Annotated in this window: 14 protein-coding genes, 1 pseudogene and 1 riboswitch; of the genes and pseudogenes, 2 read left to right on the top strand and 13 right to left on the bottom strand. The window is 73.7% G+C overall.

What is annotated here, in order from left to right; all coding sequences use genetic code 11:
• Positions 1-88 precede the first annotated feature (88 nt).
• The 6 genes and pseudogenes from ACFQ87_RS20105 to ACFQ87_RS20080 all read right to left on the bottom strand — a co-directional run bounded on the left by ACFQ87_RS20105 (position 89) and on the right by ACFQ87_RS20080 (position 6,405).
• A complete protein-coding gene (locus tag ACFQ87_RS20105) occupies positions 89-1,024 on the bottom strand; it encodes an exopolyphosphatase (protein WP_380612203.1) in 936 nt (311 codons plus the stop codon).
• 172 nt (positions 1,025-1,196) lie between these two features.
• Positions 1,197-1,713: pseudogene (locus ACFQ87_RS20100) on the bottom strand (DUF501 domain-containing protein); the annotation flags it as partial.
• Positions 1,685-2,152 carry a septum formation initiator family protein gene (locus ACFQ87_RS20095; protein WP_380612124.1) on the bottom strand — a complete coding sequence of 156 codons (468 nt, stop codon included), beginning with the start codon at positions 2,150-2,152 and terminating at the stop codon, positions 1,685-1,687. The gene ACFQ87_RS20095 and the pseudogene ACFQ87_RS20100, both read right to left, overlap by 29 nt.
• A 190-nt stretch (positions 2,153-2,342) precedes the next feature.
• Positions 2,343-3,632: a phosphopyruvate hydratase gene (eno, locus tag ACFQ87_RS20090; protein WP_380612123.1), complete on the bottom strand. Its 1,290-nt coding sequence runs from the start codon at positions 3,630-3,632 to the stop codon at positions 2,343-2,345.
• A 289-nt stretch (positions 3,633-3,921) separates the two neighbouring features.
• Positions 3,922-4,719: a transglycosylase family protein gene (locus ACFQ87_RS20085; protein ID WP_380612122.1), complete on the bottom strand. Its 798-nt coding sequence runs from the start codon at positions 4,717-4,719 to the stop codon at positions 3,922-3,924.
• A 4-nt stretch (positions 4,720-4,723) separates the two neighbouring features.
• Positions 4,724-4,890: riboswitch (cyclic di-AMP (ydaO/yuaA leader) on the bottom strand.
• Positions 4,891-5,100: 210 nt separating this feature from the next.
• Positions 5,101-6,405, bottom strand: coding sequence for a cytochrome P450 (locus tag ACFQ87_RS20080; protein WP_380612121.1), 1,305 nt, complete (start codon positions 6,403-6,405; stop codon positions 5,101-5,103).
• A 267-nt stretch (positions 6,406-6,672) separates the two neighbouring features.
• On the opposite strand from ACFQ87_RS20080, the gene ACFQ87_RS20075 reads away from it, so the two are divergent.
• Positions 6,673-7,098, top strand: coding sequence for an SDR family NAD(P)-dependent oxidoreductase (locus tag ACFQ87_RS20075; RefSeq protein ID WP_380612120.1), 426 nt, complete (start codon positions 6,673-6,675; stop codon positions 7,096-7,098).
• 4 nt (positions 7,099-7,102) lie between these two features.
• On the opposite strand, the gene ACFQ87_RS20070 is transcribed toward ACFQ87_RS20075, so the two are convergent.
• The 4 genes from ACFQ87_RS20070 to ACFQ87_RS20055 all read right to left on the bottom strand — a co-directional run bounded on the left by ACFQ87_RS20070 (position 7,103) and on the right by ACFQ87_RS20055 (position 13,127).
• Complete coding sequence (locus ACFQ87_RS20070; RefSeq protein WP_380612119.1) at positions 7,103-8,125, bottom strand: MazG family protein; 1,023 nt, start codon at positions 8,123-8,125, stop codon at positions 7,103-7,105.
• A gap of 398 nt (positions 8,126-8,523) precedes the next feature.
• Positions 8,524-10,179: a protein kinase gene (locus ACFQ87_RS20065; protein ID WP_380612118.1), complete on the bottom strand. Its 1,656-nt coding sequence runs from the start codon at positions 10,177-10,179 to the stop codon at positions 8,524-8,526.
• Positions 10,176-10,820, bottom strand: coding sequence for a hypothetical protein (locus ACFQ87_RS20060; protein WP_380612117.1), 645 nt, complete (start codon positions 10,818-10,820; stop codon positions 10,176-10,178). The genes ACFQ87_RS20065 and ACFQ87_RS20060 overlap by 4 nt, the downstream gene beginning before the upstream one ends.
• 138 nt (positions 10,821-10,958) lie before the next feature.
• On the bottom strand, positions 10,959-13,127 hold the full coding sequence (locus tag ACFQ87_RS20055) for an N-6 DNA methylase (protein WP_380612116.1): 2,169 nt from the start codon (positions 13,125-13,127) through the stop codon (positions 10,959-10,961).
• Positions 13,128-13,334: 207 nt separating this feature from the next.
• On the opposite strand from ACFQ87_RS20055, the gene ACFQ87_RS20050 reads away from it, so the two are divergent.
• Entirely contained in the window at positions 13,335-13,976 is a 642-nt protein-coding gene (locus ACFQ87_RS20050) for a DUF4352 domain-containing protein (RefSeq protein WP_380612115.1), read from the top strand.
• A 112-nt stretch (positions 13,977-14,088) separates the two neighbouring features.
• Here ACFQ87_RS20050 and mfd read toward each other — a convergent pair whose 3' ends face one another.
• From mfd to ACFQ87_RS20035, 3 genes are all read right to left on the bottom strand, one after another.
• Complete coding sequence (mfd, locus tag ACFQ87_RS20045) at positions 14,089-17,718, bottom strand: transcription-repair coupling factor (protein WP_380612114.1); 3,630 nt, start codon at positions 17,716-17,718, stop codon at positions 14,089-14,091.
• A gap of 708 nt (positions 17,719-18,426) precedes the next feature.
• Complete coding sequence (locus tag ACFQ87_RS20040; protein ID WP_380612113.1) at positions 18,427-19,800, bottom strand: hypothetical protein; 1,374 nt, start codon at positions 19,798-19,800, stop codon at positions 18,427-18,429.
• Positions 19,801-20,067: 267 nt separating this feature from the next.
• A partial coding sequence (locus ACFQ87_RS20035; protein WP_380612112.1) for an SUKH-4 family immunity protein occupies positions 20,068-21,273 on the bottom strand: 1,206 nt, incomplete at its 5' end.

Here is a 21,273-nt window from a genome sequence, read left to right as displayed (position 1 = left end):
ACGAACATTTCCACCCGTGTCCGTACGCGCCCCGGCCCCGGCACCCCGGAAGGGGTGTCGGGCCCGGTTCAGTAAGCTGTGCGGGCCGTCAGGACGCCGTACTCCAGGCGATGCCGTCCAGGATGTCGTGCTCGCTCACGACCACCTCGGCGGCGCCGGTCCGCTCCATGATCTCCAGCAGCTCCAGCGCCCCGGCCGCGATCACGTCCACCCGGCCCGGGTGCAGCGAGGGGATGGCCGCGCGCTCGGCGTGGGTGGCGGCGAGCAGCCGGCGGGCGATCCCGGCGACCTGCTCGCGGCTGATACGGGAGTGGTGGATCCGCTCGGAGTCGTACTCGGGCAGGTCCTGGGCGATCGCGGACACCGTGGTGACCGTCCCCGCGAGGCCCACCAGGGTGGCCGCGCCGGTCAGCGGGACCACCTCCTCGGCCCTGTCGAGCTCGGCCCGGACATGCGCCCGGGCTTCGGCGATCTGCTCCTCAGAGGGCAGCTCGGCGCCGCCGAAGTGCCGCTCGGTGAGCCGCACGCAGCCGATGTCCACCGAGCGCGCCGCCTGCACGTCCGCCCCGCCGAGCACGAACTCGGTCGAGCCGCCGCCGAGGTCGAACACCAGGTAAGGAGCGGGGAACTGGCCGCTGGCCAGCTCCTTGGTGGCGCCGACGAAGGACAGGTGCGCCTCCTCCTCACCGCTCACCACCTCGGGCTCGACGCCCAGGATGTCCCGCACGCCCTTGACGTACTCGTCGCTGTTCTCGGCGTCCCGGGAGGCGCTGGTGGCGACGAAGCGGGTGTGCTCGGGGCCGACGCCGAAGCCGGTGATGATCTCCTTGTACTCCCGGCAGGCCGCGAAGGTGCGGGCCAGCGCGTCCGGGTGCAGCCGACCGGTCCGGTCCACGTCCTGGCCCAGCCGGTTGATGATCATCCGGCGGTCGAGGTCGGTGATCGCGCCGGTCTCCGGGTCGAGGTCGGCGACCAGCAGGCGGATCGAGTTGGTGCCGCAGTCGATCGCGGCCACGCGGGTCATGCTCACTCGGACTCCTGCTCCGGGGCGCCGGCTTCCGAGGTCGCGGCCTCGGCGGCGCGCTTCTTGGCGGCGCGCTCGGCCGTCTTCTGCTGCTTGGCCGCGATCACGGCCTCGTGGTCCTGCTCCTTGGCGCGGTTGCGGGCGACCCGCTCACCGGCCGCCTCGACCTCGGCCGGGGAGACGCACGGGCCCTTGGCCCACCAGTCCTCCAGCATGCCGATCGCCTCGTCGCCGAACGGGTTGACGCCCTCGCCGGCCGCCAGCGAGTGCCCGACCAGCACGTGCAGGCACTTCACCCGGTCCGGCATGCCGCCGGCGCTCGGGAAGCCCTCCAGCACCTCGATCGCGTCGCGCCGGGCGATGTAGTCCTCGTGCGCCTTCTGGTAGGCGGCGGCCAGCTCCGGGTCCTCGGCGAGCCGGGCGCTCTGCTCCTTCATCACGCCTTCCGCCTCCAGGGTGCCGATCAGCGAGGCGGCCTTGGGGCAGGTCAGGTAGTAGAGCGTCGGGAACGGCGTGCCGTCCGGCAGCCGGGGGGCCGTCTCCACGACGTCGGGGTTGCCGCAGGGGCAGCGGTGCGCGACACCGCGCAGGCCGCGCGGCACCCGGCCGAGCTGGGCGGCGATGGCCGCGACGTCGGCGTCGGAGACGGCGGGGTGGTTCTCAGTGGTCATGGGGGGTGGGGTCTCCAACGGGGGACGGGGGGAGCGGACGGGGGGTCGCGGGGGCCAGCGCGACGGTGTCGGCGGCGTCCACCGAGTCCCAGACGCTGGCGTACCAGGGCTTGGCGGCCTGGGCCGTACCGCCGGAGGGGGCGGGTGCGGCGGGCGCGGAGGGCTGGGCGGCAGGGCCGGCCGGGTCCACCGCGATGTACGGGGTCTCCCCCGGCACCGCGTAGTGCAACCGGGCGCGGGCCTGCGCCTTGACGTACTCCGGGTCCTGCCAGCGGGCCTTGTCCCGGCGCAGCTGGTCGACCTGCTGGCGCACGTGGTCGGCCTTCGCCCGCTGGGCGGAGATCTCGGCGCGCTGGGAGATGAACTGCCGCGTCGGGTAGGCGAGGATCGCCACCAGGGAGCAGAGCACCAGGACGAGGACGGTCGCCCGGCTCGTGAACCGAGGTCGGGCCGCCAAGCCCGGGATCCTCCAGCCAGCCATCTCCCGTATCCCCTCCTGGTCGCGACGGTGCCCCGCCGTCCACCCTACGGGGTGTGCGGCGGGGCACCGGTCAGGCTTGCGCTAGCTCGGCTGCTCAGCCCTCGTGCTTGCTGTGCGGACGGGTCCGCGGAGCGACTGTGCTCACTGGTCCGCAGAGCGACTGTGCCTACTGGTCCGCAGAGCGGAACCGCGGGAAGGCGCCGCGGCCGGCGTACTCGGCGGCGTCGTCGAGGATCTCCTCGATGCGCAGCAGCTGGTTGTACTTGGCGACGCGCTCGGAGCGGGCCGGGGCACCGGTCTTGATCTGGCCGCAGTTGGTGGCGACGGCCAGGTCGGCGATGGTGACGTCCTCGGTCTCGCCGGAGCGGTGCGACATCATGCAGCGGTAGCCGTTGCGCTGGGCCAGCTCGACGGCGTCCAGGGTCTCGGTCAGCGAGCCGATCTGGTTCACCTTCACCAGCAGCGCGTTGGCGGTGCCGGTCTCGATGCCCTTGGCCAGGCGGGCCGGGTTGGTGACGAACAGGTCGTCACCGACCAGCTGGACCTTGTCGCCCAGCTTGACGGTCATGGCCTTCCAGCCGTCCCAGTCCGACTCGTCCAGCGGGTCCTCGATGGAGACCAGCGGGTAGGCGGCGACCAGCTCGGCGTAGTACTCGATGAGCTCGGCGGCCGAGAGGGCCTTGCCCTCGAACTGGTAGGCGCCGTCCTGGTAGAACTCGGAGGAGGCGACGTCCAGGGCCAGCGCGACGTCACGGCCGGGCACGTAGCCGGCCTTCTGGATCGCCTCCATGATGAGGTCCAGGGCCTCGCGGTTGCTGTCCAGGTTCGGCGCGAAGCCGCCCTCGTCGCCGAGGCCGGTGGACAGGCCGCGCTCCTTCAGCACGCCCTTGAGGGTGTGGTAGACCTCGACGCCCCAGCGGACGGCCTCGGAGAAGGACTCCGCGCCGATCGGGGCGATCATGAACTCCTGGATGTCGACGTTGGAGTCCGCGTGCGAGCCGCCGTTGAGGATGTTCATCATCGGGACCGGCAGGACGTGCGCGTTCGGGCCGCCCAGGTAGCGGAACAGCGGCAGGTCGCTGGCCTCGGAGGCGGCGTGCGCGACGGCCAGCGAGACGCCCAGGATGGCGTTGGCGCCGAGCGAGGACTTGTCGGGGGTGGCGTCCAGGTCGAGCATGGCCTGGTCGATCAGGCGCTGCTCGGTGGCGTCGTAGCCGACGAGCTCCGGGCCGATCTGCTCGATGACGGCCAGGACGGCCTTCTCGACGCCCTTGCCGAAGTAGCGGTTCTTGTCACCGTCGCGCAGCTCCAGCGCCTCGAAGGCGCCGGTCGAGGCACCCGAGGGGACAGCGGCACGACCGGTGCTGCCGTCGTCGAGGCCGACCTCGACCTCGACCGTGGGGTTGCCGCGCGAGTCGAGGATCTCACGGGCTACGACGACATCGATGGACGGCACGAGGCATCTCCTTGCGGAAGCAGGGTCCGGCTGACGGTGGTGCTGTCGGCGGGACGATTGCGGAGTCGTTACGACCAGAGCCTAACCGCCCGAGCTCCCGGGGCCACGTTGGCCTCGGTTCCGTCTCAGCGTGTGGCCCTACTACCCACCGGTAGTTCACCTGCTTGTCCCAGCTTGTCCCCCCGGCGCGGACGAATGCGGACGAAGGGGGCCGGGTGCGGCCCCCTTCGTCCCCGGGGTGCTGTTCGAGGTCCTACGGACCGTCTCGGTCGAGGCCCTACGGGCCGGTTCAGCCGAGGTGCAGGACCTGGCCGGGCATGATCAGGTTCGGGTCGCCGCCGACCGTGCCGCGGTTGCCGTCGTACAGCGCCTGCCAGCCGCCGGACACGCTCTGGGCGGCGGCGATGCTCGACAGGGTGTCACCGGAGTGGACGGTGTAGTCGTGACCGGCCGGGGCGGCCTGGGCCGGCTGGGCGGCGCGCGGGGCGGCGTGCTTCGGAACGTACTGCTGGACCGGCTGCTCCGCGGGCTTCTCGGCCTGCTTCGGGGCGGCGTGCTTCGGAGCGTACGACTGGGCGGGCTTCGCGTCCGCCTTGGGGGCCTGCTGCTCCGGGGCCTGCTGCTTGGGCGTCTGCTGCTTGGGCGTCTGCTGCTGGGGGGCGGACTGCGGCTTGGCGTCCGAGGAGGTGTCGACCGCGGCCGGGGCGCCGCCCTTGCTCAGGCCCGCCTTGACGGAGCAGACCGGCCAGGCGCCCGGGCCCTGGGAGGCCAGCACCTTCTCGGCGACCGATATCTGCTGGCCCTTGCTGGCCTGGTTGGCCTGCGGCGCGTAGGCGGTGCCGCCGTACGCCTTCCAGGTGCTGGAGGTGAACTGCAGGCCGCCGTAGAAGCCGTTGCCGGTGTTGATGCTCCAGTCGCCGCCGCTCTCGCACTGGGCGACGGAGTCCCAGGCGGAGGCCGGGGCGGCGGAGGCGCCGGTGGCGGCGAGGAGCGGCATCGCGAGTCCGACGCCGGCCACACCGGCGACGGCGATGGCCTTCTCGGCCTGGGTGCGACGACGGTGACGGCCAGTTCCAACGAACAGCATGAAGGGTCCCTCTCCGCACGCCTGCGAGGTGAGCTGTCGGGTTCGGACCGGGAGGTGGCCCGGCCGCCGTGCGCGGAGACGTTCCGCTCGGGCGGCTTCACCCCAAGCCGTGGAGGACGGCAACAAACCTGGTTCCCCCGCCCCTGCCCAAGGGTCTGGTCGGTTTCCCGTGGCGCGGCGGGCAGGATTCGGCGTTCCGCGCACGAGGTCCGCAGCTGCGAACTCCAGGGAGACTAGACAGATCCTCAGACCAATCACAAGCTCATATCGCCGACATCACACAGGAATTACGGCATGTGATCAATCGCCTACCAACTGCGCCTGTTTGTCCGGATTGATGGGTGTTCACCCCGCTGTCAGGAGGGCATCAACGGCGTCCCGTCAGCGTGTCGAAGCCTCAGGAAGGGCATGCGGAGACCGGATCTCGGGACTGAATTCGACCGGAAGTTCGCGCAATCCACGCATGATCAGGCCACCCCGCCAGCGGAGATTCTCCGGGCTTTCGGCCAGTCGCAGATCGGGCAGCCGGGAAAGCAGCGTGGCCAGCGCGGCGCGTCCTTCGAGCCGGGCCAGCGGGGCGCCGATGCAGTAGTGGATGCCGTGCCCGAACCCCAGGTGGGGATTGTCGACCCGGGTCAGGTCGAGGGTGTTCTCGTCCGCGAACCGGGCCGGGTCGCGGTTCGCCGCCGCCAGCACCACCAGCACCGGATCGCCCACCGGGATGTCCACCCCGCCGATGGTCAGCGGCCTGGTCGCGAACCGCCAGGTCGCCAGCTCCACCGGCCCGTCGTAGCGCAGGAGTTCCTCGATCCCGGTCTCCAGCAGCGCGGTCTCCCCGCGCACCACCGACTCCTGCAGCAGCACCCGCTGCCCCGGGTTGCGCAGCAGCGCGTACGTCCCGTTGCCGATCAGGTTGACGGTCGTTTCGAAACCGGCGAACAGCAGGATGAAGGCCATCGCGGCCGCCTCGTTCTCGGTCAGGTGCTCGCCGTGGTCACTGGCCCTGATCAGACCGGAGATCAGGTCGTCACCGAGGTCGGCCCGCTTGCGGTGGATCAGCTCCAGCAGGTACGCCCGCATCCGCTTCACCGCCCGTCCCACGCCGCCGCGTTGGCTCCCGCCGTGGCCCGGCTTTGTGTGTCGCAGCATCATGCCGGCCCAGTCGCGGAAGTCGTCCTGGTCCTCCGCCGGCACGCCCAGCATGTCGCAGATCGCGTAGATGGGGAGCGGGAAGGCGAACTCGTGGATCAGGTCCGCCGAACCGCGCTGCGCGAAGCCGTCGATCAGCCGGTCGGTGAGCTGCTGCACCCGCGGCTCGAACTCGGCCACCCGGCGCGGCGTGAACGCCTTGGACACCAGCCGGCGCAGCCGGGTGTGGTCCGGCGGGTCGATGTTCAGCAGGTGGGTCATCAGGTCCGCCTGCCGCTCCCCCGGGATGCCCACCCGGCCGGTGCGGTGCGCCTGCTCGCTGTGGTGCGCCGGGTTCTTCGACAGCCGACTGTCCGCCAGCGCCTGCCGGGCGTCCGCGTACCGCGTCACCAGCCAGGCCTCCACGCCGCTCGGCAGCCTGGTGCGGTGCACCGGGGCGTGCTCGCGCAGCCAGGCGTAGGCCGGGTACGGGTCGGCGGCGAACTCCCAGGTGAAGAGCTGCGGGGCGGGCTGGGCGGCGTCGGGCTGAGCAGGCATGGGTCGACCGTAACCGCTGGGTCGGGCGCGTCCTGACCGTTCCCGACCGTCAACACTTCGCGAACGGCGCGCGAGCGGGTCGCCAACGCTCCGTGGACAGCTGGTGGACGGTCCGTGGACAGCTCTTGGGCAGCTCTTGGCCGGGTGGCAGGCGTGAGTCTGGTCACCTGCGGGGTAATCCCTGTTGCGGAGGGTCAGGTCGTGCCTACGATCCTCCGCAGTATGCGTGGGCGCCGGTGCGGTGTCGCCCACAGGGAGGAGCAGACCATGCAGGTCAGCGGGGCAGTCGTCGTCATCGCGGTACTCGACGGCGGTTCGGGAGCCGGCCTCGCCCGCCGGTTCACCGCGGCCGGCGCCGCCGGGATGCTGATCGCGGACACCCACGTCGGTGTCGCCGAGGACCTCGCCGCCGAACTCGACCGGCCGGGCTGCCCCGTCGTCGGCGTCGGCGCTGACATCCGCCGCCCCAGCGACGTCGCCGCCCTGGTCGACACCGCCGAGAAGCACCTGGGGCCGATCGACCTCTTCTGCGTCGCCGGCCCGAACGGCGAGCGGATCGTCTCCCTCTCCGACCTGCCCGACCACCTCGACCTGGAGCGCCTCGCCGAACTCCTCGCCCTGATCGGCGAGGCCATCGGCGAGCTCGTCCCGCCGCAGCGGCGCCCGACCGGGCACACCGCCACGGCGGCCTGAGCCGCTACTCCGGCTTGAGCCCCTCGGCCGCGCGTACCGCGTCCCGGTAGCCCCGCGCGGCCGAGCGCAGCGCCGCGTCCACGTCCACCCCGGCGTCGTACGCCCGCTGCGCCACCGCCAGCAGGAGCCGGCCCGCCGACTCCGCGGTCAGCTCCGCCGGCAGCTCGTACGGCTCGTCCGGCACGCCCTCGAACCCCGCCCGGCGCACCCGGGACACCAGCTTCGCCGCGTACGCCAGCGCCGGCAGCCCGGCCGGCACGCCGTCCAGCACCGACTCCCGGTCCACCTTCTCCGCCGCCTTCAGCTGCTCCCAGTTCGCCTCCACCTCGGCGGCGCCCTCGGCCTCGACGTCCCCGAACACGTGCGGGTGGCGGTACACCAGCTTCTCCACGATGTCCCCAGCCACGTCGTCGATGGTGAACGGCCCGGTCGGGTGCTCCTCGGCGATCCGGGAGTGGAAGAAGACCTGGAGCAGCACGTCGCCCAGCTCCTCGCGCAGCGTGTCCCGGTCCCCCTCCTCGATCGCCTCGACCAACTCGTACGCCTCCTCGACCAGGTACTTCACCAGGCTCTCGTGCGTCTGTTCGGCGTCCCACGGGCACCCGCCGGGCGAGCGCAGCCGGTCCATCACCGACACCAGGTCCAGCAGCCGCGAGCCGGGCAGGTCGTACGAACCCGGCAGCACCTCGATCTCCGGCACCTCCCCGGCGTGCTCCACCGCCAGCCGCGCCAGCGCGTCCGTCAGCCCCGGATCCCCGTCCGGGCTCCCCAGCCACACCGTCGGCCCCGCCCCGGCCGGCTGCTCGGTCAGCATCCGCGCCAAGGCCGGCGCCGACTCCGCCGCCGCCACCTCGACCGCCACCCCGGCCTGCCGCACCGCGGCCACCTGCGGATGCCCCTCCTCCCCCACCAACACCCGTCCGGCCGACCGCAACGCCTCCCACGCCGGCCACGCCAGCAACCCGGGAGCCACCCGGTGGGTGGTGGTCAGCAGGATCAACTCCGCGCGCGGAACATTCGTCGTCACACCCCGAACCTACCCGCCCCTCGGCGGAACGGGCCGGGCCGCGGGCAGCCCCGTCGCTCCCGCCGACTTCCCCGCCCCCGAACCCGGCTCCCGAACGACACGCTCAACCCGACCCACCGCCCTCCCGTACCCACGGAAAATCGGGCCCCGATCTGGCGGACCGCCAGATCGGACCCACCGACTGGCGCAGGAAGTCGAACCCGCCGACTTCCCGCTCCCGCACAAGCGGCAGATGGTTGAAGCCAAGCCGTCGGCGGGGGCGCGGATGACCAAGGGCGAGGGGCTGCAACCGGCACAACGGGCGAGGTCAGCGCACCGACGGCATGCCACAGCCGCCGACCCGGCCGGAACCACCCGAGCCCACCGACTTCCAGCTGCGGCAGAGGCAGGTCGGGGGGTCAGCGGGCCGGGGGCCAGGGGGTGGCGTGGTGGGGGTGGAGGGTGGTGAGGGATTGGCGGAGGCGACGGACGGCCGGGTGGTGGGGGCCGTCGCGGCGTTCGCGTTCGAGGAGGAGTTGGAGGAGCCAGTGCCAGGCGTTCTGGGGGTCGCCGGTGGCGGCGAGGTGGAGTCCGATGCGTTCGCGGAGGTCGTAGGCGCGCTCGGGGTCGGTGTCGAGGCCGGATTCGAGGCGGGCGGTGTGGGCGGCGAGCAGGGCCTGGTACTCGGCGAGGGCTTCGGGGCCGTGGCCGAGTCGGTCGAGGCAGAGGGCGGCGCGGTAGCGGTGGTCGAGGCCCTGGAGGCCGTGCGGGCCGCCGTCCGCGGTGGCGGCGAGGCGGCGGTACTCGGGGAGGGCCTGCTGGGGGTGGCCCTCGTGGAGGAGGATGCGGGCGTAGATGGTGCGGATGGTGCGGACCAGGGGCGCGCTCTCGCCGAGGTCGGCCTCGGCGCGGGGCAGCAGGCTGGCGGCCAGGCCGAGGACCTCGGTGTGGCGTCCGGCGTCGACCAGGTCGGAGAGGCGGGCGCACTCCGCACCGAGGTCCGGGCCCGAGGGGACGGCGGGAGGTGTCGAAGGGGCGGGAGGTACGAGGAACGGCCTCGGCTCCGAACGGACCACCGGAACGGCGGCGGCCACCACAGCCGACGGATGCGGCTGCGGCTGGTGCGGGTAGCGGAAGGGGCGTGCGGGGTCGGGCAGCGGCGTGAGGCGCGGCTGCGGCGCGTCCTCGGCGGGAGGCAGCAGTGGGAGCAGCTGCGCGTACACCGTCTGGGCGTCGGCGGGGCGGTCGGCGGGCTGCTTGGCGAGGAGGTCGAGGACCAGCCGTTCCAGAGACTGCGGCACCTCTGGGCGCACCTCGCGCAGCGGGACGGGCGGTTCGTCGACGTGTCGGCGCAGGACGCCGAGGGCGGTGGGCGCCCGGAAGGGCTCCTCGCCGGAGAGCATCTCGTGCAGCAGGCAGCCCAGCGAGTAGAGGTCGCTGCGCGGGTCGGTGGTGGCGGCGAGGGCCTGCTCGGGGGCCATGTAGGCGGGGCTGCCGATGGGCACGCCGGTGAGGGTGAGGCGGGTGGTCTCGGTGTCGAGGGCGGTGGCGATGCCGAGGTCGAGCAGGACGGTGCGGCCGTCCGCGCGGACCATGACGTTGCTCGGCTTGAGGTCGCGGTGGACCACCGGGATGGCGTGGACGGCCGCCAGTGCCCCGCAGAGCTGGGCGGCGACGGCCACCGCGCGTTCGACCGGGAAGGGCGCGTCCTCCGCGATGAGGTCGGCGAGGCTGACACCGGGGATGCGCTGCATGACGAGGTAGAGCTCGCCCTCGTCCTCGCCCGCGTCGAAGACCGTGACCAGGCCGGGGTGGTCGAGCGCGGCCGTCACCCGGCACTCGCGCAGGAAGCGGCGACTCAACTCGTCGCCGTGGCGGCGGCGTTCGGTGCTCGTGGCACCGGCGCCGAACCCGCTTCCGGAGCCGCCGGGCAGCAGGTGTTCGGGGCGGAGCAGTTTGACGGCGACCGGGCGGTGCAGCCGTTCGTCCTGCCCGGCCCAGACCTGGCCCATGCCGCCGTGGCCGATCTTCTCGGTGAGCCGGTAGCGTCCGGCGATCAGCCTGGCGCCGGTCACGAGCCGCCCTCGCTGGCCTGACGTCGCAGCAGTTCGCCGAGTTCACGCAGGTCGTGGGCCGTTTCGGCGGCGGGGGCGGGGGCCGCGGCCGGGACGCCGTACCCGGGCACGGTGGCCGCGTACGGCGAGCCGGCCGGCGGCCCGTACGACGGAACGGCCTGCGGAACGGCCTGCGGAACGGTCTGCGGAGCCGGGGACTTGGACGCGGGGCGGCCGGCCTCCCAGACTGCGCGGCTGTCCATCGCCAGGAAGTGCGCGGTCGGCGTCAGCCACAGCACGCCGAGGGTGATCTCGCCGGTGAGGTCGGCGGTCGGGTCCTTGAGGCTACCCGCGATCCCTGCGGAGACGACGAGCGTCAGCAGCAGCGCGCAGAACACCACCGCACCGACGACGTCGTACGCCCGCCTGCGCCGGACCGCCAGCAGCAGCGCCGGGACCGCGCCGAGCAGACCGAAGGACAGCAGCGGGGCGAGCGCGCACAGCACCCGGAGGGTCACCCCGAACCGGCCCGGGACCGGGGCCCGCCCGGCAGCCGGGGCGGCCCCCGGAACTGCCCCGGGAACCGCGCCCTGAACCGGCCCCGGGCCGTACGGCGGGCCGCCGGGCGTCGGTCCGTACGGCCCGGGTTGCTGCCCTGACATGTGTGCTCCTGAGCTGGAGGGAACCGGCGCCGACCGTGACACGGACGGCCCAGCACACCGTACCGCCCGGCCCGGCGGCCCCGGAGTCCTTCGGTCCGGTCGATACCGAGCCGACGCCTGGCCGGTGCTGAACCGACGTCAGTCCTCCGGCGGTGCCAGGACACCCGTCGCCAGCGCGTCCGTCGCGGCCCGGGCCAGGGTGTGGCCGAGGGCAGCCGCCCGGGTGAGGGCGGTGTCGAAGGCGGCGAGGCGGGCGAAGGCGGCGCCGAGGCGCCGTTGGGCGGGGAGCGGGAGGCGGGGCAGTTCGACGCGGCGGATGTCGAGGCGGGCGGTGGTGGTGGCGTGGCTGGCGGCGCGCCGGGTGCCGGCGGTGGAGCGGAACTGGCCGGCCAGGAACTCCGGGTCGAGCGCGGCGGGGTCGGGCCGCAGCAGGTGGAGTTGGCGGCCGAGGGCGGCGCCGACCAGCGGGCCCTCGACGGGGACGACGAGGGCGGCGCCGCCACCGAGCGCGGGGACCAGGACGTCACCCGGGCGGGTGCGGACGTCCCCGGTGGTGCCGGTGGCGCCGGCGGCGTCCGCGGCGGCGAGGACGGCGCCGGGCGGGGCGCCGGTGGCGAGGTCCTGGTCGGTGATCACGGGGGTGCCGCCCGGGGCGGCGCCCGCCGGACGGGTGGCGGCGCCGGTGCCGGAGGAGTGCACCTCCAGCGCGCCGCTGCGGACCAGCTCGCCCACGGTGACCACGCCGACCGGGGCCGCGCCGGCGACCGGTTCCGCACCGGGCTGCGGGAGCAGCCCGACCGGGTCGGCCAGGCCGGCCAGCAGCTCGGCCAACCGGGCACCGAGGTGGGAGAGTTCGGCCGCCCCGCCGAGTCGGGCGGCGGGCGGGACGTGTCGGGCCGGGGAGAGGTCGGTCTCGTCGTCCAGCAGGTCGATGGCGGCCATGGTCCGGTGGACCCCGGGGCGGTCGGCGGGGACCGGCAGGCCCTCACGGGCGGCGAGGTCGAACCCGCGCCAGGACTCCAGGACGACCCGGCGAAGTTCGGGCCAGTCCACCTTGTCCCGGCCGCCCTCCGCGACCGCCGGGCCCGCGGTCCGGGCCGGACCGGCCGGCGTCGCCCCGGCGTCGACCAGCAGGACCTGCCGGAAGTCGTCGCCCGGCTTGGGGGCGCGGAGCACCCAGAGGTGCAGCGGGACGCCGTACGGCGGGGCGGCTCCGGCGGGCAGGGCGATGACGGCGCGCAGGGCGCCGGTGCGGAGCAGCTCGGCCCGGATGCGGCGGCCGGCCCGGCGGGCGGCGACGGTCGGCGGGAGGAGCAGGGCGGCGAGGCCGCCGGGGCGGGTGTGAGCGAGGCAGTGCAGCACCCAGGCGAGTTCGGACTCGCCGCGCGGCGGGACCAGGCCGCCGAGCCAGCGGGTGTCGAACTGCAACTCGTCGTGGCCCCAGTCGCGTTCGTTGTACGGGGGCTGGCAGAGCACCGCGTCGAAGGTGTCCCCGGGGTAGCCGTCGGCGCGCAGGGCGTCGCCGGTGCGCAGGTCGAGCGGGAGCGGGCCGGGTTCGTCGGCGGGGGTGTGCAGGGCGAGCCGGAGCCGGGCGAGGGCGGCCGCGACCGGGTCGGCGTCCTGGCCGTAGCGGCCGGTGGTCGGCGGGTGGGCGAGCAGGACGGCGCCGAGGCCGACGGCCGGGTCCAGCACGGTGGCGGGGACTCCGGCGACGGCGGCGAGCAGCTCGGCGGCCTCCGGCGGGGTCGGGCTGAGCTGACGGGTGTTGGCCTCGGCGTGGCGGGTGAGCAGTTGCTCGTACGCGCCCGCCGGACCGGCCTCGGCCGCGAGGGCGGCGAGCAGCCGGGCGAGGTCCAGCTGGGTGCTCCCGAGCAGGTTGGGCAGGCGCAGGTCGCGCGGGCCGTCCGGACCGAAGGCGTGAACGGCGGTGTCGGCGACGACGCGGGGCAGCGCGGTGGCGAGCCGGGTTTCGGGCTGGTCGGCGAGTTCGGCCCAGTGCCCGGGGGCGCGGTGCAGCAGCAGGAGCACGGCGCCGGCCTCGACCAGCGGGGCGGCGGGGTGGCCAACCGGGTCGCGCAGAGTATCGATCAGCTGCCAGAGCCGTTCCAGCAGCGGGAGTTCGGCGATCTTGCCCTGGGCGCGCAACCAGGACTCGACCTCGTCGAGTGCGAAGGTCGGGCTGGTGTCGGTGCCGCCGACCGGACGGGGGAAGTCGGGGTGGCGGCGGCGCCAGTTGCTGACCGCGGCACGGCCGACGCCGGCCAGCCGGGCGATCTCGACGGCGGTCACTTCGAGGCGGTCCGGCACGGGAGGCTCCTTCGATCGGGGTGACCGCGCGGCACGGCGCTGTGACCGCACAGCATAGCGACACCGCTCCCCGGCTCAGTTCACGTGTGAACAGAGCTCTTTCGTGAATATCCATTGACATGGTTCACGACCCGGTGGTGTGATTTCCCCGTCGCCACCGAACAGGGGCGGCAGCCATCAGCACCGTCGACCACCGGGAGAACAGCCATGTCCGCCACCGCCCGCCGCACCACCAGCGCCCGCCGCACCCGCCGCACCGCCGCCCTGCTGCTCGGCGCCGCGCTGGTCTCCCTCACCGCGACCGCCTGCAACTCCACCGGCGGCGCCTCCGTCTCGACCGAGGCGAAGCAGACCGCGGCCGCTTCCGCCGCCCCCGGCTCCGCCCAGCCCGCCTCGGGCCCGGCCGGCAAGTCCGCCGACACCCCCAAGGCCCCCGCCAAGGTCGCCGACACCATCGCCCTCAAGAGCACCGACACCGGAAACACCGCCGACGTCACCGCGGTGAAGGTGGTCGACCCGGCCGAGAGCGCCAACGAGTACCTCAAGCCCGCCGACGGCAAGCGCTACGTCGCGGTGCAGTTCCAGATCAAGGCCACCGGCGCCCAGGCCTACTCCGAAGCCCCGTTCAGCAGCGCCAAGGTCGTGGACACCCAGGGCCAGGCCTACGGCGCGAGCCTCGCGGAGACCAAGGCCGGCCCGGCCTTCCAGACCCCCACCAACATCGCCCCCGGTGACACCGGCAAGGGCTTCGTCACCTTCGAGGTCCCGAACGACGCCAAGCTCGACAAGGTCCAGTTCGCCCTCGACAACGGCTTCGCCAGCCAGGTCGGCCAGTGGAAGATCGGCTGACGCCTCCGTTCACAGTGCGCACCACCGCGCGCCGGACAGACCGGACCAGGACAGACGGAACGGCGGCCCCGGGCAGAGCCCGAGACCGCCGTGAACCACCGACCAGCCGGTGCTACTTCTTCGCCCCCGCCAGGTCGTCGAACATGGCCGACAGGAACTCCGTGCACCAGCCCAGCAGTTCCCGCCCGACCAGCGGTTTGCCGCCGATCCGGCCGGTGCTCGGCCGGGGCACCAGCAGTTGCTGGGCCGCCGCCTTGACCTGGCTGCGCGGGTAGAGCCGGTTCAGCCGCAGCTGCTGGGACTCCCGCAGCTCCACCGGCCCGAAGCGGATGTTCGAGCCCTGCAGGGTGATGTCCGAGATCCCGCACCGCCGGGCGTACAGCCGCAGCGCCGCGACCAGCAGCAGGTTCTCCACCGGCTCGGGCAGCTTGCCGTAGCGGTCCACGAGTTCGTCCCGGACCTGCTGGATGTCCGCCTCCGAGTTGACCGCCGCGATCGAGCGGTAGGCCTGCAGCCGCAGCCGCTCGCCGGGCGCGTAGTCGTGCGGCACGTGGGCGTCGACCGGCAGCTCGATCTTCACCTCCAGCGGCTCCTCCTCCGGCTCGCCGCCGTTCGCCAGCGACTCGCGGAACTCGGCCACCGCCTCGCCGACCATCCGCATGTAGAGGTCGAAGCCGACCCCCGCGATGTGCCCGGACTGCTCGCCGCCGAGCAGGTTGCCCGCGCCGCGGATCTCCAGGTCCTTCATCGCGACGTACATGCCGGCGCCCATCTCGGTGTGCTGGGCGATGGTGGCCAGCCGCTCGTGCGCGGTCTCGGTGAGCGGCTTCTCCGGCGGGTACAGCATGTACGCGTAGCCGCGCTCGCGACCGCGCCCGACCCGGCCGCGCAGCTGGTGCAGCTGGGAGAGGCCGAAGGTGTCGCCGCGTTCGACGATCAGGGTGTTGGCGTTGGAGATGTCGATGCCGGACTCCACGATCGTGGTCGACACCAGGACGTCGAACTCCTTCTCCCAGAAGTCGACGACGACCTTCTCCAGGTGGGTCTCCCCCATCTGTCCGTGCGCGGTGGCGATCCGCGCCTCGGGCACCAGGTCCTTCAGCCGGGCGGCGGCCTTGTCGATCGACTCCACCCGGTTGTGGATGTAGAACACCTGGCCCTCGCGCAGGAGTTCACGCCGGATCGCGGCCGAGATCTGCTTCTCGTCATACGGCCCGACGAAGGTCAGCACCGGGTGCCGCTCCTCCGGCGGGGTGGTGATGGTGGACATCTCGCGGATGCCGGTGACCGCCATCTCCAAGGTGCGCGGGATCGGGGTCGCGGACATGGTGAGCACGTCCACGTTGGCGCGCAGCTTCTTCAGCTGCTCCTTGTGCTCGACGCCGAAGCGCTGCTCCTCGTCGACGATGACCAGGCCGAGGTCCTTGAACCTGGTCTCGGAGGAGAACAACCGGTGGGTGCCGATGACGACGTCCACCGAGCCCTCGAACAGCCCCTCCAGGACCGCCTTGGCCTCGCTGTCGGTCTGGAAGCGGGAGAGCGCCTTCACGCTGACCGGGAAGTTGGCGTACCGCTCGGCGAAGGTGGAGAAGTGCTGCTGCACCAGAAGGGTGGTCGGCACCAGCACCGCCACCTGCTTGCCGTCCTGCACCGCCTTGAACGCGGCCCGCACCGCGATCTCGGTCTTGCCGTAGCCGACGTCACCGCAGATCAGCCGGTCCATCGGGACGGACTTCTCCATGTCCGACTTGACCTCGGCGATGGTGGTCAGCTGGTCCGGCGTCTCCGCGTACGGGAAGGCGTCCTCCAGCTCGCGCTGCCACGGGGTGTCCGACCCGAAGGCGTGCCCGGGCGCGGCCATCCGCGCCGAGTACAGCTTGATCAGGTCGGCGGCGATCTCCTTGACCGCCTTCTTGGCCCGCTGCTTGGTCTTCGCCCAGTCCGCGCCGCCGAGCCGGTGCAGCGTCGGGGCCTCGCCGCCGACGTACTTGGTGACCTGGTCCAGCTGGTCGGTCGGCACGAACAGCCGGTCGCCGGGGTGGCCGCGCTTGGCGGGGGCGTACTCCAGCACCAGGTACTCGCGGGTGGCGCCCTGGACGGTGCGCTGCACCATCTCGACGTACCGGCCGACGCCGTGCGCCTCGTGGACGACGTAGTCGCCGGCCACCAGGGCCAGCGGGTCGATCGCGTTGCGGCGCCGGGACGGCATCCGGCGCATGTCCTTGGTGGAGGACTTCTGGCCGGACAGGTCGGTCTCGGTGACGACGGTGAGCTTCAGGTTCTCGTCCACGAAGCCGTGCTCGATCGAGCCGCAGGAGACGTAGACGACGTCCCGGGTGGGCGCCTCGGCGAGGTCGGCGACCAGCCGGGCCGGGATGCCCTCGTTGCCCAGCACCTCCGCGAGCCGGGAGGCGGGCCCGTGGCCCTCCGTCACCATGACGACCCGCCAGTCGGCGGCCAGCCGCTCCTTGGCGTCGGCGATCGCCCGGGCGGTGTCGCCCCGGTAGGCCTCGACGGCGTGCATGCCGAGGGTCAGCGTGTTGGCATCGAACTCCAAGATGCCGTCGACGGAGGACTCGCTGGTCGCGAACGGGCTGACGGACCACCAGGGCAGCCCGATCTCGTCGGCGTGCTCGCGCACCTCGGCGAGCGAGCGCAGCGAGGCGGCGGAGACGTCGATGGCCTCCAGGTCGATCGGCCGGTCCCCGCCGGCCGCCGCCGCGACCCAGGAGGCGTGCAGGAACTCCTGGCTGGTCGCCACCAGGTCGCCGGCCCGGGTGCGGACCCGCTCCGGGTCGCAGACCACCGTGACCGAGCCGAGCGGCAGCACGTCGAGCAGCAGCTCCATGTCGTCCACCAGCACCGGCGCCAGCGACTCCATGCCCTCGACCGCGATGCCCTCGGCGATCTTGTCCAGGATCTCGGCCAACCCGGGGTGTGCGGCGGACAGTTCGGCGGCCCGCGCCCGCACCTCGTCGGTCAGCAGCAGCTCGCGGCAGGGCGGCGCCCACAGGCCGTGCTCGGCGATCTCCAGCGAGCGCTGGTCGGCGACCTTGAAGTAGCGGATCTCCTCGACCTCGTCGCCCCAGAACTCCACCCGCAGCGGGTGCTCCTCGGTCGGCGGGAAGACGTCCAGGATGCCGCCGCGGACGGCGAACTCGCCGCGCTTCTCGACCAGTTCGACCCGCGCGTAGGCGGCCGCGGCGAGCCGGCGAGCCACCTCCTCCAGGTCGTGCGACTCACCGCGCCGGACGGCCACCGGCTCCAGCTCGGCCAGCCCCTTGACCTGCGGCTGCAGCACCGAGCGGACCGGAGCGACGATCACCTGCACCGGCCCGGCCGCCGGGTCGTCCGCCCGCGGGTGCACGATCCGCCGCAGCACGGCCAACCGGCGGCCGACGGTGTCCGAACGGGGCGACAGCCGCTCGTGCGGCAGGGTCTCCCAGGCCGGGTACTCGGCGACGGCGTCGGCGGGCAGCAGCGAGCGCAGCGAGGCGGCGAGGTCCTCGGCCTCCCGGCCGGTCGCGGTGACGGCGAGCACCGGGCGGCCCCGGTCGCCCGCGGCCTGCCCGGCCAGCGCGCGGGCCAGCGCGGCGATGGCGAACGGCCGGGCGGCGGGCGGTCCGACCAGGTCCAGGTGGCGGCGGCCGCCGGCCGCGGCTCCGGTGGCGGTGGCCGCGTCGATCGCCTCGGCGAGCGCCGCGTCGCGCGCCACGACATCGAGCAGTCCGGTCAGGCTCATCTGGGGTCTCTTCTTCGTCCCGTGGCTGGTGCTGCCTCCGGGCGGCGAAGGCCCGCCGGGGCAACGCGAACGGCCCGGCGCGCCGAGCGGCCGGGGGTCTCCAGCCTACGCCGCGGCACGGACGGGCACGCGGTGTACGACCCCGGCGGGGCCGGGCGGGGACGAACCGGCGTCCGCGACCCCACAACTGTCAGGGACACGACCGCAGGCGAACCACTGGACGGAACACCGGGCGGCCGGTGGACGAACCAGCCGGGCGTCCACCGACATCCGGCTCCGCCATCCGCCACGAACTGGACATACTCCGGTCACTGGCCGTCCATGGAGATCGCGCACCATGGTGATTGTGCCCGCCGCACCCAACCGTGGGGGATGGCTGTGGCGGCACTGTCGCACCACCGATGGGGGTCGGAGGTGCGAGGCCGGGCGGCCCTGGGTGGGGGCGCCCGCCCAAGCGCCGGGAACCGTGGCGCCCTTTCCTGGAGGGCGCCACGGGTCTCGGCAGCGGCGCTTCGTCCACCCGTTCACCACTCGATCCGCCCGGTCGACGCAGGCCGGGCCGCCGCAGCGGAGCCGCGCGAAGGGCCGGCTACCGGCGCCGGCCGATCGACCGCGACGCGAAGGCCCTGACCGCCCGCAAGCAGGCGGTCAGGGCCCAGGACGCCCAAGCTCACCCGGCCGATCACGGGTGAGGGCACGGGTTGCGGGTCAGCGACGGCGGTAGGCCACCGTGTTGGGGGCCTCGTAGCCGCTGCCGTCGTCCACGATGATGATCTTCGGGACGATCCGGGTCTCCTCCTCGGACGCCCCGGCGCCCTCGCCGCCCTGGGCACCGTCCCGGTCGGCCACCGGCTCGGGCGCCGCAGCCGGCTTCGGCGGGGCCGCGGCCGGGGCGACCGGGCCGGTCACCACCGGCTCGGCGGTATCGGCCCTGGTCCCCTCCGCCGCGGCCGCGTCGGCCCTGGCACCGGCGGCGGGCCCGCCGACCACCGGCTGCCGCAGCACCGCCGTCGACTTCTCCGGGGCCTGCGCCGGAGCGGGCACGGGAGCGGGGGCGGGGGCGGGGGCGGGGGCCTTCACCGGGGCCTTCCCCAGGTTCGGCAGCGGGACCTCCCCGGTGTCCGCCTCCGAGTCCACCGGCACCACGTCCGCCACCGCGTCCGCCGGGGCGTCGTCCTCGACGGCCTCCTCCACGGACTCGATCTGCCCGACCGCCGCGCCCGTGAGCGAGGCCAGCGTCGCCTTGATGTGGTCCAGGTGCTTCTGGACGGTCTCCAGGCGGGTGTCGAACGCCCGCTGCTCGCGCTCGCTCTCCGCGTTGGTCTTCTCGGCCTCCCGGCGGGCCTGCTCGATCAGCTGGTCGGCCTTGGCCTGGGCGTCGGTCTCCAGCTGCTTGATCTGGTTGAGCACGGTCTCCCGGTACTGCTCGGCCTCCTTGACCCGGCGCTCGGCGGTCTCGGAGACCTCGGCCTCCTCGGTGTCCGCCTTGGCCTGGGCCTCGGCGAAGGTCTCGTCGGCCTTGCGACGCTTGGCGGCCAGCTCGGCCTCGGCGTGCTCGCTGGTCTCGGCGGCGGCCACCCGGACCTTGGCGGCGTAGGCGGTGGCGCCGTCCCGGGCGGAGCGGCTCTCCCGGTCGGCCTCGGCCCGGATGCCCTCGGCCTCGGCGCGGGTGCGCTCCTCCGTGCGGCGGGCGGCCGCGTCGGCCTCCGTGCGGGTGGTGGCGGAAAACTCCTTGGCCGCCTTGGCGAGCGCCTGCCCGGCCTCGTAGACCTCGTCGCGCAGGTCCTCGGCGAAGCGCTCGGCCTTGTCCTTCACGGCGCGGGCCTCGTTCTGCGCCATCTCGGCCAGTCCCGCGGCCTGTTCGCTGAGCACCTGGTAGTCCGGCTCCGGGGCCTCGTCGGCGGCGCGGCGGACGTCCGCCAGCCGGGCCTCCATCTGCCGGATCCCGTTACCCAGGACACTCAGCCGCTCCCACGCCTCGTCGCGTTGGGCGGTCAGGGCGGCGAGCGCCCGGTCGACCTGCTCTGGCGCGTAACCGCGCCGGGCCTGGGTGAAGCCGTACTGGGGGACGGCGTCGCTCATGGGCTCTTCCCCTCGTTTCGCGGGCTGCGGAGCCCATGATCGGACGGAACGGCCGGATCCGGAACCGGTTCGGAAGCCGGGGCCGGATTCGGTCGTCGTGCGGACCGGAATACGTCGAGGACCGGGCGAATAGACCCCCATCCTCGTGACCTATTTTGCGCAGATCCGGACGAAACCCAACGAGGCAGGGCTGCCACGGCATGCCGGAGGGGTCGTCCCGGACACCGGAACGACCCCTCCCCACCTGCGAGGATCAGCGACGGTCCGCTACAGCAGACCGTCCCAGAACTGCTCCAGCAGCACGGCCCACCAAGTGTCGGCGTTCTGCAGGGCCGCCGGGTCGATCGCGGCGAGCTGCGCCTGGAAGTCGGTCGTCCAGCGACCGGCCTGCTCGGGCGTCAGCCCGTACCGCAGCCGCCACATCCGGCCCAGCAGGGCCAGCGCGCGGACGAACTCCGGTACACCGCTGTTGACGAAGCGCGGCGGCTGGCCGGTTCCGTCGATGTCCACGGCGACCACGTTCGCGGTGCCGTACTGGACGCACAGCTGACGGCCGTAGTCGTTGCCGAGCACCAGGTAGCCGCCGAAGTCCGGGGCCACCGGCAGGCCTCGCTCGGCGGCCAGCTCGGCGAGGGTCGGGATCGGTCGGCCCTCCTGTGCCTGGGCCCAGAAGAACGGCCCGAAGTCGCGGGGCAGCCCGGCCCACATCAGGCTCTGCGATACCGGCTCCGGCACGCCCTGGCGGGAGACCGCGCGCTGCTCGTAGCGGAACAGGTTCTGCCCGAAGGCCTGGCCGACCTCCTGGGCGAGCTCCTGCGGCGGCACCGGGGGCAGCGGCTGGACCGTCCCCGGCGCGGGCAGCGGCACCCGGAACGGCCGGACCCGCTGGGCGCCGGAGGCCAGCTGGTGCAGCTCGTCCAGGTGGTCGAGCAGCTCGGCCATCCCGGCCTGCCGGGAGGCGTGGTCGCGACCGTACGGGGCGGTGTGGGTGAGCCGCACGTTCGGCCAGGAGGCGGCGATCATGCGGTTGCAGTAGCCGCCGGGCAGATCGCAGGACTCCAGCTCGGTGTACAGCTCCAGCACCTGCTCCGGGGGCACGTTCAGCCGGCGCAGGTCCTGCAGGATCTTCCACTCCGGGTGCGGGGTGCCGGGCTCGCTGCGGTGCAGCAGCTTCTGCTCCGAGCCGTCCGGGCCGCGGTAGCTGAGCGCGGCGAAGTAGCCCGGGCCGACCGCGGGGACCCCGGGCGGTACGGGCGCGCCCTGCGGCGGGCCGGTGACCGGGGTCGGCGGGACGACCCCGGGCGCGGCGCCCGCGTTCGGGTAGCCGTACCCGGCCGCGCCCGCGGCCGGGGCGGCCGGACCGCCGGGCGGCGGCGGGACGGCGGGGCCGCCGGACGGCGGGGTGCCCGGGTCCGCCGGGCCGGCGAGCAGCGCCGGATCGATCGCGCTGGCCAGCTGGGTCGCCTCGTACGC

Source organism: Kitasatospora sp. NPDC056531 (assembly GCF_042794375.1).
Lineage (GTDB): Bacteria > Actinomycetota > Actinomycetes > Streptomycetales > Streptomycetaceae > Kitasatospora.
Note: the sequence above shows the minus strand (reverse complement) of the source record. Positions and strands in the feature narration are given on the sequence as shown.

Bases quoted from the DNA above. Each gene is read 5' to 3' on its own strand.
- mfd (WP_380612114.1), bottom strand. From the start codon at position 17,718: ATGAGCCTGACCGGACTGCTCGATGTCGTGGCGCGCGACGCGGCGCTC.
- ACFQ87_RS20050 (WP_380612115.1), top strand. From the start codon at position 13,335: ATGTCCGCCACCGCCCGCCGCACCACCAGCGCCCGCCGCACCCGCCGC.
- ACFQ87_RS20105 (WP_380612203.1), bottom strand. From the start codon at position 1,024: ATGACCCGCGTGGCCGCGATCGACTGCGGCACCAACTCGATCCGCCTG.
- ACFQ87_RS20075 (WP_380612120.1), top strand. From the start codon at position 6,673: ATGCAGGTCAGCGGGGCAGTCGTCGTCATCGCGGTACTCGACGGCGGT.
- ACFQ87_RS20080 (WP_380612121.1), bottom strand. From the start codon at position 6,405: ATGCCTGCTCAGCCCGACGCCGCCCAGCCCGCCCCGCAGCTCTTCACC.
- ACFQ87_RS20040 (WP_380612113.1), bottom strand. From the start codon at position 19,800: ATGAGCGACGCCGTCCCCCAGTACGGCTTCACCCAGGCCCGGCGCGGT.
- ACFQ87_RS20060 (WP_380612117.1), bottom strand. From the start codon at position 10,820: ATGTCAGGGCAGCAACCCGGGCCGTACGGACCGACGCCCGGCGGCCCG.
- ACFQ87_RS20085 (WP_380612122.1), bottom strand. From the start codon at position 4,719: ATGCTGTTCGTTGGAACTGGCCGTCACCGTCGTCGCACCCAGGCCGAG.